This is a genomic window from Erythrobacter ramosus (assembly GCF_009828055.1).
Lineage (GTDB): Bacteria > Pseudomonadota > Alphaproteobacteria > Sphingomonadales > Sphingomonadaceae > Erythrobacter > Erythrobacter ramosus.
On the sequence record NZ_WTYB01000003.1, the window covers coordinates 115,678 to 130,446 of the forward strand.

Genomic DNA, 14,769 nt, shown 5'->3' on the forward strand with positions numbered 1-14,769 from the left:
AGGAGTGAGGCTTGCAGTCGAATGGCGGTCAAATGGCCGAGCTGAAACTGCGTTGATTGGCAGCGCGGTAGCTGTCGAACATGGCGGCGATAACGCGGGCATAGGGCAGCCCGCCGGGCAGAATGGTGAGCCGGTTGCCATCGAGCCGCGCCAGCCCGGTTTCGGTGAAGGGGCCCAGCCGGTCCTGCACCTCGGCCAGCAGGCAGGGCGAAAGCTCGGCCTCGCCCTGGCACAGCAGCGCTTCGATCACGCCGCCACGCAGACGATCTTGCGGTTTGCGCAAGATTCCGTGGTTTGCGGACAGGCGACCTTCGCCCGAAAGCTGGCGATAGCGTCCAGTGTGCTTTTCATTCTGGGCGAGGAGGCCCGGAAAGCCGCTGACCGCGCTTGCGCCCATGCCGATCAGCACGTCTGACGGGTCATCGGTGAAGCCCTGGAAGTTGCGCCGCAGCGTCCCTTCGCGCACCGCGCGGGCCATCGGATCATGCGGCAGCGCGAAGTGATCGAACCCGATGGCGTCATAGCCGTGCCCGGTCAGCATCGCATGGGCTTGACTTGCCATCGTGAAGCGCGCCGCGGCGCCGGGCAGAGCGTCCTCGGGGATCATCGCCTGACGCGGCACCAGATGCGGGACATGGGCATAGCCAAACACCGCAACCCGGTCCGCACCGAGCTTGCGGGTGTATTCCAGGCTGTCTTCAAGATCAGCCTCGCTCTGGTGCGGCAACCCGTACATCAGATCGAAATTGAGGCTGGTGACGCCTGCGCCCCGCAGCAGCTCAACGCTGCGGCAGATCATGGTGAGCGATTGTTCGCGCCCGATCGCCTTCTGGCAATGCGCGGCGAAGGTCTGCACCCCCATGCTGGCGCGGGTGAAGCCGACGTCGCCCAGCACTGGCGCCCATTCGGGGGTGAGGCTGCGCGGATCGAGTTCAATCGACCAAGACGGCGCGTAGAGCGGAAAGTGCGCGTGGATCGCATCGACGAGGCTCAGGAATTCACCCGGTTCGATGGCGTTCGGGCTGCCGCCGCCAAAGGCGATCCGCCGCACCCGCGTGCCTTGCGGCAAGAGGCTGGCGACCGTGGCGATTTCCTGATGCAGCGCGGCGAGGTAACTTTCCACCCGCGCGCGCTTGCCCGAAGCGCCGGTGTTGCAGCCGCAATAGTAGCAGATCTTCTCGCAGAACGGGATGTGGAGGTAGAGCGAGATGTCTCCCGATGCACCGGCAATGGCGCGCTCGATCTGGCCGCCCTCCAGCGGACCGAAATCGGCGGCGGTGGGGTAGCTGGTGTAACGCGGCACCGGCGTGGCGAGGAGGTTGGGGTGATAGGTCCACATAAGGCGCTTAAAGCGCAGCGGCAGTCGCCCGTCTTTGCGCGAGATCAAATCGTCCGTTTCGGGCCTTTTTGTCCGCTCTTTTCGCGGCAGGTTCCTGCGTGGCAGCCCTTGGGGTGGCAGTAGCCGCTATCGTCCGCGGGCGCATCATCGCCGAGCGAGATGGTGATCGTGCCGCCATTGCACAGGGTCGCGGTGATCGCCGTGTGCTCGGCGGGAGCCGGGCCGAGCATCACCGGCACCAGCGCGGCGAGCGCCAAGGGGAGGGCGGTGCTCATGCGTCCTCCTCCAGCGGCTCGTCATCGTCGATCAGGATGCGGTTGGCCGCACCGTCCATGTCGTCATACTGCCCCTCCCGCATCGACCATAGGAAGGCGACAAGGCCGAGCAATCCCATGCCCAGCGCGATGGGAATAAGGAAGGCGAGGCCGGTCATTTGGCAGCCCCTGCCAAGCGCAGCGAATTGGCGACCACCACCAGCGAGCTCACCGACATGGCAATCGCCGCGATCAGCGGGGTGACGAGGCCGAACACCGCCAGCGGCACAGCGAGGAGGTTATAGGCAATCGAGAAGCCGAAGTTCTGCCGCACGATCCGCATCGTCGCCTTGGCGACCCGCACTGCGAGCGCGACTGGCATCAGCCCCTCGCCGATGAACACGGCGTCGGCGGCCTGCTGGCTCGCATCGGATGCGGTGCCGGGCGCGATCGAGGCGTGGGCGGCGGCGAGCGCGGGGCCATCGTTCAGCCCGTCGCCCACCATCAGCGGGCGGCGGCCTTGCGATTTGAGCGCTTCCAGCGCGGCGAGTTTCGCCTGCGGGCTCGCCTCGGCCTGCGCGGTCAGACCCAGCGCTCGGCCCATCGCTTCGACCGGCGCGGCGCGGTCGCCCGAGAGGATGCTGGCGGTGATTCCATCCGCGCGAAGGGCGGCGAGGGTTGCGGCGGCATCGCTGCGCATGGGGTCGGCAAAGATGATGATCTGCGCAGCGTCCCCGATGCGCAAGGTGGTGGCGAGCGCCTGTGCCTCACCTTCGGGCTTCTCCAGCGCGACCGCCACGCCCTGCCATGTGGCGGTGAGGCCGATGCCGCTTTCTTCGCGGATGTTATCAATGGTGGCGGGCTGCACCCCTTCGCGCAATAGCGCAGCGGCGAGGCCGCGGCTCAAGGGATGGCGGCTCGCCTGCGCGAGGCCGAGCGCCACGGCGCGAGCCTCGGTGCCCAACGCGGTCACATCGGCGCGCGGTTCGCCCAGCGTCAGGGTGCCGGTCTTGTCGAGCAGCGCGATGTCCACTTCAGCAAGGCGTTCCAGCGCGCTCCCGTCCTTCACCAGCAAGCCCCGGCGCAGCAGCGCGCCGCTAGCGACAACCTGAGCAGCGGGCACGGCGAGACCCATGGCGCAGGGGCAGGTGATGATCAGCACCGCAATCGCGATGGTCAGCGACTGGTGCACGCCTGCGCCCGCGATCATCCAGCCGATGAAAGCCAGCGCAGCGAGACTGTGTACCACCGGCGCATAGAGCCGCGAGGCGCGGTCGGCGATGCGGACATAGTGGCTGCGCGATTGCCCCGCCTCGTCCATCAGCCGCGCGATTTCGGCAATTGCGGTGTCTTCGGCCACGCGGGTCAGCGCCACGCGGATCGGTGCGGAGAGGTTGATTGCGCCAGCATGGACCGCGCTCCCCGGCCCGACGGGCTCGGGCGCGCTTTCGCCGGTGAGCATGGCGTTGTCGATGGCGCTGATTCCGTCCACCACCTCGCCATCAGCCGCGAGAGCCTCGCCAGCGGCGACCAGCACCAGCATTCCGGGTTCCAGATCCTTGGCGGCGACGCGGCGGGTGGTGCCGTCCGGCGCGATCACCGAGGCGCTCTTGCCCATCCGCCCCAGCAGCGCACCGATCCCGGCGCGCGTCCGGGTGCGCATTTCGGCATCGAGTGCGCGGCCTGCGAGCAGGAAGAACAATAGCATCACCGCGCTGTCGAAATAGGCGTGCGCGCCGCCGGTGATGGTCTCGTAGAGGCTGAGGCAGGTCGCGAGGATCACGCCAATCGAAATCGGCACGTCCATGTTGGTGCGCTTGTGGCTCAGCGCCATCCATGCCGAGGCGAAGAATGGGCGGCCCGAATAGGCGATCACTGGCAGTGCGATCAGTGCCGAGAGCCAGTGGAACAGCTCGCGCGTCGCCCCGTCCGCGCCCGACCAGACGCTGACCGAGAGCAGCATGACATTCATCATGCCAAAGCCCGCTACGCCCAGCGCGCGGTTAAGGCGTTTGCGCTCCTCAACCTCGACGCCCATCGGATTGTCGGCAACTGGCTGCGCTTCAAAGCCCAGTGCCAGCAGCGCCGCCGTCAGCGCATCTTCGCCCAGCGCCGGATCATGGCTGATCGCCACCCGCTTGGCGGAGAAGTTCGCCCGCGCGGCGGAGATGCCTGCGAGCTTGGGCAATTCGCGCTCAATCTTGCCGATGCACCCGGCGCATTTCATGCCCGGCACGGTGAAGCGGGTCGAGACCAGCGGGCGGGCGTCATCCGGAGTGAGGAGAGCGGGGGCGTTCATCGCAGAGCGCTTTCCCCGGCCCATTCCTGCACGCCTGCGCGGATTGCGATGTGGATTTGCCAACGGCCTGCGCCCAGCGTCTCGTTGGATAGCCAGCGGCCCTGGCCCTGCGGCGCGAAGGTCAGGCGCGCAGCCTCGCGCGCACCTAGCGGGCGTTCGGCCTCGGCAGTGATCGCCGCTTCGGCGGGCACAGCGAGGGTTTCGAGTACCACCCGACCATCCGCGCGGCGCTGAGGGATCGCCTGCCAGCCCAAGGCCTTGGAAGCTTCGGCCTTGTGGATCCAGCCATTGTAGTTCTGGCTGGCAACATAGGAATTGTCGACCACGGTTCCGTGGAAGCTGCCAACGGCATAGCTCGCCATGACGAGGTTGACCGCGATCACCACGCCGAACCCGCCAATGAAGACTGCGGCCATGTGCTTGCCGGTGAAGGGTGCGGGTTTGCTGGTCATTCGTCGTCCTCGGGCATGGCAAAGGTGGTTTCGGCGATGTCCTGCTCGCCCTGTTCGTCGAGCGAGGTCAGGCGGAAGGCGAAGTGTTCGCTGTCATCCTCGTCTGTCCCCGGCGGCAGCATCACATAAGCGCGAACGATCTTGGTCTCGTTGGCGGGCACGGCGATGACCTGCACCGGCGCGGCGTTTTCGACGCTGACGGCATCGGTCCACATCACCGCGCCGCGCGGCAGGCCGAGCATGGCGATTTCCATGTCGCGCGGGCGAGCCTCCATGTTGCGCAGCCGCAGGGTGTAGGCGTTGCGGACCGATCCGTCCTTCAACAGCATGTAGGGCGGATTGCGATCGGGCGAGACCGTGAGGTCAGTGTGCGTGCGAGTGCCGAGCGCGAACAGCAGGCCTGCACCAATGGCGCCCCAGACGCCGAAATAGATGAAGATGCGCGGGCGCAGCAGGGCTTTCCATGCCGGCGTCGCAGGCGCGCCCGCCGCTTCGGCCTTGCACTGGTCAAGCGTGGCATAGTCGATGAGGCCCCGTGGGCGGCCGACCTCTGCCATGACCTTGTCGCAGGCGTCGATGCACAGCCCGCAGGTGATGCAGCCGATCTGCTGGCCTTCGCGGATATCGACCCCGGTCGGGCAGACCGCGACGCACATGTTGCAATCGATGCAGTCGCCAAATTGGTCTGGGTTCTTGGCCGCTTTCTTCAGGCTGCCGCGCTGCTCGCCGCGCCAGTCCTTGTAGGTGACGATCAGCGATTTTTCGTCCAGCATTGCGGTCTGGATGCGCGGCCAGGGGCACATGTAGATGCAGACCTGTTCGCGCATGAACCCGCCAAGCCAGAAGGTCGTGCCGGTCAGGATCGCCACGGTCGCATAGGCGACCGGCGCGGCGTTGCCCGTCCAGAAATCCACAGTGAGGGTGGGTGCGTCGGCGAAATACATGATCCACGCGCCGCCGGTCCAGAAGGCGATGGCGAGGTAGACCGCCCATTTTGCGAGCCGCCGCGCAGTCTTGGAGACGGTCCACGGCGCCTTGTCCAACCGCGCGCGGGCGTTGCGGTCGCCGTCGAAGAAGCGGTCGACGTGCTGGAACACATCGGTCCACACTGTCTGGGGGCAGGCATAGCCGCACCATGCCCGGCCGACCGCCGAGGTGACGATGAACAACCCGATGCCGGCCATGATCAGCATCCCGGCGACGAAATAGAATTCGTGCGGCCAGATCTCGATATCGAACATGTAGAACCGGCGATTGGCGAGATCGATCAGCACGGCTTGGTCGGGCGCGTAGGGCCCACGGTCCCAGCGGATCCACGGGGTGATGTAATAGATCGCCAGCGTCACCAGCATCACCAGCCACTTGAAGCGGCGGAAGGGGCCGTCGATCCGCTTGTTGTGGACCGTCTTGCCCTTTTCATACAGCGCGCTGCCCATAAAGCCTGCGTCCTCTGCCGTGACAGCAGAGGCAGGGCCAGCAGGCGCAGCGTCAGTAACGGACCCGAGCGCACCCGACCAGTCGCGGGGCTGGCCCGCTTGGGGTTGGGGGCGCGCGAGGTCCTTGGGATCAGCCATCGGTTTTGGCCTTCTCGGCGGTCTGGGCGACAGCGCCCGTGGTCGCAGGGGTGGGCGTGGTGTCAGGCTGGGCCGGAGCCGCCTTCTGCCCGCCGCCGCGCGAGTGCACGTAGGCCGCCAGCATCTTGATCGTCACCGGATCGAGCCGGTCTTTCCATGCGGGCATCACGCCGTGACGGGGGGCGAGAATCTGCTTACGCACCGCCGCCTCAGTCCCGCCATAGAGCCAGATCGCGTCATTCAGCGCAGGCGCGCCCATCGCGGGCATTCCGGCCCCGACAGGGCCATGGCAGGCGGCGCAGTTTTCGGTGAACAGCTGCGCGCCGATCGAATTGGCTTTGGCCTTGCCGCTAAGCGAGAGCACGTGGTTCGCCACGGCGCCGATCTGGCTCTGATCGAGCACGCCTTCGAAAGCTGGCATGTAATTCACGCGGGTATCGGCAGCGTTCTGCCAGCGGATGCCGTGGGTCAGGGTGTATTCGATATCCGTCAGCGTGCCGCCCCAGATCCAGTCATCATCATTGAGGTTGGGGTAGCCGAACTGCTGATAGCCTGCCGCGCCCGCGCCGTGGCACTGGACGCAATTGACCTTGAACGCCGCTGCCCCGCCGGATACCGCCGCCTGCATCAGCTCGGGCGAGCCGGGGAGCTTTTCGATATCGGTCGCCGCGATCTTTTCGAACACGCTCTGACGAGCCATGTCCGCCGCGGTCATCTCCTTGGCGAGATCGCCGCGGCTCGACCAGCCGAGCGTTCCGGCGGTCGCCTTGTCGATCATCGGCCAGGCCGGGTAGAGCACGACATAGACCGCGCTGAACGCGATGCAGGCGTAGAAGGTCCACAGCCACCAGCGCGGCAGCGGGGTGTTGAGCTCCTCGATCCCGTCCCATTCATGGCCGACGGTTTCGGTGCCGGTGGGTTGGTCAATCCGCTTATTGGCCATCTTCGTCATCCTTGAAAATCGATTGCTTCGCAGCGGCCACGTGGGGACTTGCCCCCGGGCGGAAGTGCCACAGGCACAGCGTCAGATAGAGCGCGACAATCACCGCCAGCCCGTAGCTGTCGGCAAAGTGGCGAAGCGCGGTGTAGAGGGTCATTGGCCCTGCTCCCCACCCTGACTGGATTTCGTCAGCACTTCCTGTGCGGCTGCGCTGTTCACATCGACCAGCGTGCCGAGCATCTGGAGATAGGCGACCAGCGCATCCATCTCGGTCACGCGCTTCGGATCACCGTCAAAGTCGCGGACCTGCGCCTTGGGGTAACGGGTGGCGAGATCGCCCGCGTCGGCATCGGGATCGGCCTGCGCCATCAGATCGGTGCTGGCCTGCGCGATGTCGGTGTCAGAGTAAGGCACGCCCACGCGGCGCAGCGCGGTGAGGTTTGCTGCCGGATCGGCCACATGCAACTCGGCTTCGGCAAGGAAGCTGTAATTGGGCATGATGCTTTCCGGCACGACAGAGCGCGGCGCTTTCAGGTGCTGGACGTGCCAGTCATCCGAATACTTGCCGCCGACCCGCGCAAGGTCAGGCCCGGTGCGCTTCGATCCCCATTGGAAGGGGTGGTCATACATGCTTTCGGCTGCGAGGCTGTAATGGCCATAACGTTCGACCTCGTCCCGGAAGGGCCGGATCATCTGGCTGTGACAGGTGTAGCAGCCTTCGCGGACATAGATGTCCCGCCCTGCCTGTTCCAGCGGGGTGTAGGGCCGCATCCCCTCCACCTTCTCAATCGTGTTGTCGATCCAGAAAAGGGGCGCGATTTCGACGATCCCGCCGATGGCGACCACCAACAGGGTGGCGGCGGCAAGGAGGGTGACGTTCTTCTCGAGCCTCTTGTGGCCCTCGAAAACGTCGCTGTGGGGTGCATTCTTGCTCATGGCTGTGTTCCTACGATGAGCGCTTATTCAGCGGGCTGGGCGACAATGGGGCGGTCATTGGCTTCATCATGGGCGGTGTCACCCATTGGAGCCTCGACCCGCTGCTTGCCAGCGATGGTCATCCAGACGTTGTAGGCCATGATGATCGCACCGCTGAGGTACATCAGCCCGCCGACAGCCCGCAGGATATACATCGGGTGGAGCGCCGCGACGGTGTCGACGAAGCTGTTCACCAGGTATCCGTCAGACCCATATTCGCGCCACATCAGGCCCTGCGTGATCCCGGCGACCCACATCGAGGAGGCGTAGAAAACGATCCCCAAAGTCGCGAGCCAGAAGTGCCAGTTGATCATGCGCAAGCTGTAGAGCCGCTCCTTCTGCCACAGGCGCGGCACGAGGTAGTAGACGCAGGCGAAGGTGATCATCCCGTTCCACCCCAGCGCGCCGGAATGGACATGGCCGATGGTCCAGTCGGTGTAGTGCGACAGGCTGTTGACCGCCTTGATCGACAGCATCGGGCCTTCGAAGGTGCTCATGCCGTAGAAGGCGAGCGCGAGGACCATCATGCGGATGATCGGATCGGTGCGGACCTTGTCCCACGCGCCGTTGAGCGTCATCAGACCGTTGATCATCCCGCCCCAGCTCGGCATCCACAGCATCACGCTGAACACCATGCCCAAGGTCTGCGCCCAATCAGGCAGGGCGGTGTAGTGCAAGTGGTGCGGCCCAGCCCAAATATAGAGGAAGATCAGCGACCAGAAGTGGATGATCGACAGGCGGTAGGAGTACACCGGCCGCCCGGCCTGCTTCGGCACGAAGTAATACATCATGGCGAGGAAGCCGGCGGTGAGGAAGAAGCCCACGGCGTTGTGGCCATACCACCACTGCGTCAGCGCATCCTGCACACCGGCAAAGGCAGAGTAGCTCTTGCCGCCCAGCAGGCTCACCGGCATCGCCAGATTGTTGACCACGTGCAGCATCGCGATGGTCACGATGAAGGCGAGGTAGAACCAGTTCGCCACATAGATATGCGGTTCATGGCGGCGCAGCAGCGTGCCCACGAACACGGCGAGATAGCAAAGCCACACCACCGTCAGCCACAGATCGACATACCATTCGGGCTCGGCATATTCCTTGCCCTGGCTGATGCCGAGCAGGTAGCCAGTCGCGGCCAGCACGATGAACAGCTGGTATCCCCAGAACACGAAACGGGCCATGCCGGGGAAGGCCAGCGTGGTGCGGCAGGTGCGCTGCACGACATAAAAGCTCGTCGCGAGCAGCGCATTGCCGCCAAACGCGAAGATCACCGCGCTGGTGTGCAGCGGGCGCACCCGGCCGAAGTTCAGGTACGGCTCGAAGTTCAGCTGCGGGAAGGCGAGCTGGGCGGCGATGAACACGCCCGCCAGCAATCCTGCCAGCCCCCAGAACATCGTCGCGATCACGCCCCAGCGGATCACGTCATCGTCATAGCGCGATGGGCCGGGAGGCATTTTGAAGATGCCCTGGGCCTTGGCCATCGGGTCATAGCTGGTGGCCGTGACCGCGATCAGGATCACGGCGACCAGCGCCACGATCCCCATGTGAATGGCAAAACCGCTATCGGGCGTAAGCGCGATAGCAGCAATCGCTGCGAGTAGGACAAGCGCCCATACCCCCAGCCGCTTAACGACTGATTCCATGATAATTTATCCCTTCCGTCGGCCCGGCTTATACCGGACCCCCGCAGTGCTTGTGTTTGACCGAAATCAAATTTGATGCGTTTTTGCCAAAACCTCGGTGGGATGGCGCGATTGCCGCCCGGCGAGCCGGGCGAGCGCTGTCACATCGGACAGGCAGACTTTTGAACGACCCTCGGTTGCAACGAGGCCGGCCTCGCGCAGTTCGGTCAGCTGGCGGCTGACCGTCTCGATGGTAAGACCCAGGCTGTCGCCGATATCGCGGCGGCTCATCGGCAAGGAAAAGGCGCAGGCGCCTGCTGTGCAGTCCGCCAAGCGTTCGGCCATTGAGACTAGGAAGTCAGCGATCCGCGCTCCTGCGGATTTGTGCCCCATCTGCATCATGCGGGTGCGACTGCGGTGTAGGGCTTGCAGTGAGCGTGTCAACACGGACCGCAGCACGGCGGGATCGCCTTGGGCCACGTCGAGAAATTGGTCGGCGGGGAAGATCACCAGATCGCTGTCTGTCAGCGCCGCCAGCCGCAAATCGCCCCACGATTCCTGAGCGCTCTGGCGCAGCACCGAAACGAGATCGCCCGCGAAGTGAAACGCCAGCACTTGCCCGCCCGGTGTTCCTGCCACAGCGGGCGCGACCAGTTTGACCGCGCCATCGGCAATCCACACCAGCCGGTCGTTATTCGCATCGGGCCAGAGCTGCGCCCCGCGCGCCAGATGCGCCGCCTCGCCCAGTGCGCAGAGCCGGTCTGCGGTGACCGCGTCGCCCGTTCCCGCAGGCAGCGCAGCGCGGAATGCCGCCAGATAATGCGTGAGCTCGAGGTCGGGCGGTGGGGGGCTGATCGTCGCCATGATGTTGCGGCAATGGCGCACAACAAAGCAAAGGTCTTTGATCCGGATCAATGAGTGCAAGGCCGTTCAGGTTCTATCCGGCCCTCACAGGCAGCAAACAACCTGGGCCACGGAGGGTGGCCACTGCTGCCGATGAAGGACAATACAATGAAGACTCTTCTGATGCTTGCCAATACTGCTTTGGGCGGCGCAGCTGCAATGTTGGCCGCAACGCCTGCAATGGCGCAGGATGATGACCGCGCTGGCGACATCCAGGTCAAGCTGCTCGCCACTGCGGTTCTGCCCGATGGCAAGATCACGGACATCAACGTCAACCTGCCCGGCCTGCCCGCGAGTTTGCAGACCAAGGCCAATGACAATGTGACGCCGACCATCGCGATCGAATATTTCGTGACCAACAATATCTCGATCGAGACGATCGCGGGCATGACCCAGCACGATGTCGACACCACCGCCGGGCTTCCCGCCGGGGCCGAACTGGTGTCGAACGCCAAGCTGATTCCGGCGACGGTGACTGCGAAGTATCACTTCGATCTGGGCGGGTTGAAGCCCTATGTGGGCGCCGGTCCGGCCTACTTCCTGTGGGTTGCCGATGATCCGGGCGCAGCAACCTTGCCGCTGGGCGTGACGGAGACCAACCTGTCGAACGAGCTTGGTCTGGCGTTGCAAGCGGGCTTCGATTTGCCGGTCAATGACAAGGGTCTGGGGATCAGCGTCGATGTGAAGCGCTACTTCATTGACACCACCGCGCGCTGGTTCGTCGGCAACACGCTGGCGATCGAGACCGAGCATAAGCTCGATCCGTGGGTGATCAGCGCGGGCCTGTCCTACCGCTTCTGAGACGCTCACGATCAAGAGAGACCCCGCTGGCCATTGGCGGCTGGCGGGGTTTCGTTTGGGCTGTGCCTTGGTTGATCGATTGCGTACAATCCAATCCGGCAATGGTTCACGTGAAAAATTACCAGATTGGTAAATTGAGAGAGCTAGAAATTGTAGCGGGTGGAAATCATCAGCCGCCGCAGATCGCCTGTGCGGCCATCCTCAAGCGTACGTTCGGCGTAGAGCAACTCGATCCCGATATCGAGCGGGTCGACCGGGTTCCAGATCAGGTTGGCGAATCCGTTCCAGCTTTCGTCGGTCACCTGCCGCGTGGTCAGCGTCACCGGATTGTCCGCCTTGAAATAGGATCCCGCCACGCTCGACCGCAGGCGGCCACCCCAATGGTGCTGGTAGGCGGCAAAGCCCGACCAGGTGAAGATCGGATCGAGCTTTCCGGCCGCATCCAGAGCCGCATCATTGACGATATTGAGCCCGATATAGCGCCCCAGACCATCCCCTGCGGTCGCCATGAAGCGAATGTCGTCCTTCTCCCCCACCTTGATCTTGCCCGATACGCTCAGGCCGTAAGCCATCGCGCTATCCGTGCCGGTGCCGAAATCATCGTCGGAAATCCGCAGGGTGCGCACGATGCCCGCCGCCGTCAGTGAACCCCACGGGCGGTTCAGATTGTACCGGGCAACCACATCTGGGATCGTGTCATCCCCGGCCATGATCCGTGCCCCGGTGCGCGTGGTGACGGTTGTCTCGGGCTGTTCGAGCGCGATTTGCCAGCCGTTCTTGCTCCAGCGGATCATCGGCTGGCGATCGAACACGGTCCCCGGTGTCACCCCGATGAAGTCGAGGCTGTCGGGCAGGGCGGCGATGTTCTGGAAGGTCGACCATGCTTGCCCGAACAGCCAATTGTCATAGGTGATGAAGGCCTGCCGCAGACGCGGGACATAGGAGTTGGTGGTGCGTTCGTCCCCGCCATCGGTGACGTTGAAATCCAGCTCGATATGCGAATTGAGCGTATGCGCCGCGCCGACATCGGTCGCGGTCTTGAGGATGAAGCGGGTCTGCCGGGCGCTGTAATCGGTGTCATAACCCGAAGCCGTGCCGCCGACCGGGATCAGCGCCGGAATGAGGAAATCCCGCCCGATGGAATTGTCCGGCATCTGCCCGCCACTGGTGCGCTGCACCAGCGTATCGAGCTTCACATACCCGGCATAGGCCACCGTGGTCTTGCCCACGCGGAAGCCCTTGTCCTCCTGCCCCTTGGGCACGGCGATCTGCTGGGCGAGTTCGGCCTGGCGGTCCTTCAGATCGCGGGTGGCGGCGAGCAGCGCGGCGCTCTGTTCGCGGATCTCCGCTTCCTCGACCTGATGGGTTGTCGCCTCGGCATCCAGCCGCGCGATCAGGCCTTCAACCAGCCGCTCCAGGCGGTCGAGCCGCGCATCCGTGCTCTGCTCCTGCGCCAGCACCGGCGTGGCGGTCAGCACGCTCGCCGTCAGCAGCAACGCCCGCAAGCTGCGGACCGCCCTCTTGTGATCCATGAAACCCTCCCTTCCCGTTCTTATCCCTGCAAGAATGCGCGCTTGGGTGGATGACGGACAGCTAGCGGATGGTCGTAAGACCTTTGTCTGAGAGGGCGGGGCGTGTAGCCTGATGTAAAAGCAGGCGCAGATTAGGGAGAGTCGAGATGATCCACGCCGTTGAGCGGCCCCAGGCCCACACGCCCACCCATTGCACTGCTGAGCAATATGCCGAGATGTACCGCGCGTCGGTGGAAACGCCGGACGCCTTCTGGCTGGAACAGGCGCAGAGGCTGGATTGGGTCAAGGCGCCGACCAAAGGCGGGGAGTGGTCCTATGATCCGGTCGGGATCAGCTGGTTTGCTGATGGCCAGCTCAACCTCTGCCACAATGCGGTGGACCGGCATCTGCCGCAGCACGCCGACCGCACGGCGCTGATTTTCGAGCCCGACGATCCGGCCTCGCCCGGCCGCAGCCTCACTTATGGGCAGCTCCACACCGAAGTGGTGCGGATGGCCAATGCGCTCAAAAAGCTGGGCGTGAAGCGCGGCGACCGGGTGACGCTTTACCTGCCGATGATCCTTGAAGGCGTCACCGCGATGCTCGCCTGCGCACGGCTGGGCGCGGTGCATTCGGTGGTGTTCGGCGGCTTTTCGCCCGAGGCGCTCGCGGGCCGGATCGAGGATTGCGGCAGCCGCTTTGTCATCACCGCCGATGAAGGTCTGCGCGGCGGCAAGCACGTGCCGCTCAAGGCGAATGTCGATGCGGCGCTAGCCCTGACCGCGCACGCCACGCCGGTCGACGGCGTGCTGGTGATCCGCCACACCGGCGGCGCGATTGCGATGCAGGAGGGCCGCGACCATTGGCTGGAAGACCTCGCCAGCGACGATGATTGCCCCTGCGAGGTGATGGGCGCGGAAGACCCGCTGTTCATCCTCTACACCTCGGGCTCGACCGGCAAGCCCAAGGGCGTGCTCCACACCACCGGCGGTTACGGCGTGTGGACGGCGACGACCTTCCACTACATCTTCGACTACCAACCGGGCGAGGTGTTCTGGTGCACCGCCGATATCGGCTGGGTCACGGGGCATAGCTACGTGGTCTACGGCCCGCTGTTCAACGCGGCGACCGCCGTGGTGTTCGAAGGCGTGCCCAATTACCCCGATCACGGCCGGTTCTGGGACGTGGTGGACAAGCATCAGGTCAACATCATCTACACCGCCCCGACCGCGATCCGCGCCCTGATGCGCGAGGGCGATCACCATGTGACGTGCCGCTCGCGCGCGTCCTTGCGTCTGCTCGGCTCGGTCGGCGAACCGATCAATCCCGAAGCATGGCGCTGGTATTTCGACACCGTGGGCGAGGGCCGCTGCCCGATCATCGACACCTGGTGGCAGACTGAAACCGGCGGCTGCATGATCACCACGCTCCCCGGCGCGCATGACATGAAGCCCGGGAGCGCAGGCCTGCCGTTCTTCGGCATCCGCCCTGAGCTGGTCGACAGCGAGGGCGGGGTGCTCGACGGTGCAGCGGAGGGCAACCTGTGCATCACGCACTCATGGCCCGGTCAGGCGCGCACGATCTATGGCGATCATGAACGCTTCGGGCAGACCTATTTCAGTACCTATGCCGGGAAATACTTCACCGGCGACGGCTGCAAGCGCGACGCTGACGGGTACTACTGGATCACAGGCCGCGTGGACGATGTCATCAACGTCTCGGGCCACCGCATGGGCACGGCGGAAGTCGAAAGCGCGCTGGTGCTCCACCCCAAGGTCGCCGAGGCCGCAGTGGTCGGCTACCCGCACGATATCAAGGGGCAGGGCATCTATTGCTACGTCACCCTGAAAGCGGGCGAGGATGGCAGTGACGCGCTGCTGGCGGAATTGAAGGCCCATGTCCGCAAGGAAATCGGCCCGATCGCCACGCCCGATATCATCCACTTCACAGATGGCCTGCCCAAGACCCGTTCGGGCAAGATCATGCGCCGCATCCTGCGCAAGATCGCCGAGAACGACTTCGGCGCTTTGGGCGATACTTCGACCCTGGCCGACCCCTCGCTGGTCGAGCGGCTGATCGAGGGACGGCAGAACGCCTGACGA

Annotated in this window: 14 protein-coding genes; 2 read left to right on the plus strand and 12 right to left on the minus strand. The window is 64.7% G+C overall.

Annotation, left to right across the window (positions count from 1 at the left end):
• Window positions 1-28: 28 nt before the first annotated feature.
• From hemN to GRI59_RS13375, 11 genes are all read right to left on the minus strand, one after another.
• Window positions 29-1,339, minus strand: a complete 1,311-nt coding sequence (hemN, locus tag GRI59_RS13325; RefSeq protein WP_160761736.1) for an oxygen-independent coproporphyrinogen III oxidase — start codon at window positions 1,337-1,339, stop codon at window positions 29-31.
• A gap of 44 nt (window positions 1,340-1,383) precedes the next feature.
• Window positions 1,384-1,614, minus strand: coding sequence for a hypothetical protein (locus GRI59_RS13330; protein WP_160761737.1), 231 nt, complete (start codon window positions 1,612-1,614; stop codon window positions 1,384-1,386).
• Window positions 1,611-1,772 carry a cbb3-type cytochrome oxidase assembly protein CcoS gene (ccoS, locus tag GRI59_RS13335; protein ID WP_160761738.1) on the minus strand — a complete coding sequence of 54 codons (162 nt, stop codon included), beginning with the start codon at window positions 1,770-1,772 and terminating at the stop codon, window positions 1,611-1,613. Before ccoS ends, GRI59_RS13330 begins: the two co-directional genes overlap by 4 nt.
• Window positions 1,769-3,892, minus strand: coding sequence for a heavy metal translocating P-type ATPase (locus tag GRI59_RS13340; RefSeq protein WP_160761739.1), 2,124 nt, complete (start codon window positions 3,890-3,892; stop codon window positions 1,769-1,771). The genes ccoS and GRI59_RS13340 overlap by 4 nt, the downstream gene beginning before the upstream one ends.
• On the minus strand, window positions 3,889-4,344 hold the full coding sequence (locus GRI59_RS13345) for a FixH family protein (protein ID WP_160761740.1): 456 nt from the start codon (window positions 4,342-4,344) through the stop codon (window positions 3,889-3,891). The genes GRI59_RS13340 and GRI59_RS13345 overlap by 4 nt, the downstream gene beginning before the upstream one ends.
• Window positions 4,341-5,780: a cytochrome c oxidase accessory protein CcoG gene (ccoG, locus tag GRI59_RS13350; RefSeq protein WP_237440857.1), complete on the minus strand. Its 1,440-nt coding sequence runs from the start codon at window positions 5,778-5,780 to the stop codon at window positions 4,341-4,343. Before ccoG ends, GRI59_RS13345 begins: the two co-directional genes overlap by 4 nt.
• Window positions 5,781-5,910: 130 nt before the next feature.
• Complete coding sequence (gene ccoP, locus GRI59_RS13355) at window positions 5,911-6,861, minus strand: cytochrome-c oxidase, cbb3-type subunit III (RefSeq protein WP_160761742.1); 951 nt, start codon at window positions 6,859-6,861, stop codon at window positions 5,911-5,913.
• Window positions 6,851-7,015 (minus strand): cbb3-type cytochrome c oxidase subunit 3, encoded by a 165-nt coding sequence (locus GRI59_RS13360; RefSeq protein ID WP_160761743.1) that lies wholly within the window; start codon window positions 7,013-7,015, stop codon window positions 6,851-6,853. Before GRI59_RS13360 ends, ccoP begins: the two co-directional genes overlap by 11 nt.
• Window positions 7,012-7,794, minus strand: coding sequence for a cytochrome-c oxidase, cbb3-type subunit II (ccoO, locus tag GRI59_RS13365; RefSeq protein ID WP_160761744.1), 783 nt, complete (start codon window positions 7,792-7,794; stop codon window positions 7,012-7,014). The genes GRI59_RS13360 and ccoO overlap by 4 nt, the downstream gene beginning before the upstream one ends.
• A 23-nt stretch (window positions 7,795-7,817) precedes the next feature.
• Window positions 7,818-9,473 carry a cytochrome-c oxidase, cbb3-type subunit I gene (ccoN, locus tag GRI59_RS13370; protein ID WP_160761745.1) on the minus strand — a complete coding sequence of 552 codons (1,656 nt, stop codon included), beginning with the start codon at window positions 9,471-9,473 and terminating at the stop codon, window positions 7,818-7,820.
• Between the two features lie 66 nt (window positions 9,474-9,539).
• A complete protein-coding gene (locus GRI59_RS13375) occupies window positions 9,540-10,316 on the minus strand; it encodes a helix-turn-helix domain-containing protein (RefSeq protein WP_160761746.1) in 777 nt (258 codons plus the stop codon).
• 147 nt (window positions 10,317-10,463) lie between these two features.
• Here GRI59_RS13375 and GRI59_RS13380 point away from each other — a divergent pair, with 147 nt between their 5' ends.
• On the plus strand, window positions 10,464-11,156 hold the full coding sequence (locus GRI59_RS13380) for an OmpW/AlkL family protein (protein WP_160761747.1): 693 nt from the start codon (window positions 10,464-10,466) through the stop codon (window positions 11,154-11,156).
• A 143-nt stretch (window positions 11,157-11,299) separates the two neighbouring features.
• Here the strand turns inward: GRI59_RS13380 and GRI59_RS13385 are convergent, their stop codons facing one another.
• Window positions 11,300-12,688, minus strand: coding sequence for a DcaP family trimeric outer membrane transporter (locus GRI59_RS13385; protein WP_160761748.1), 1,389 nt, complete (start codon window positions 12,686-12,688; stop codon window positions 11,300-11,302).
• Window positions 12,689-12,834: 146 nt separating this feature from the next.
• Between GRI59_RS13385 and acs the strand changes: the two genes are divergently transcribed.
• Window positions 12,835-14,766, plus strand: a complete 1,932-nt coding sequence (gene acs / locus GRI59_RS13390; RefSeq protein WP_160761749.1) for an acetate--CoA ligase — start codon at window positions 12,835-12,837, stop codon at window positions 14,764-14,766.
• Window positions 14,767-14,769: the final 3 nt, after the last annotated feature.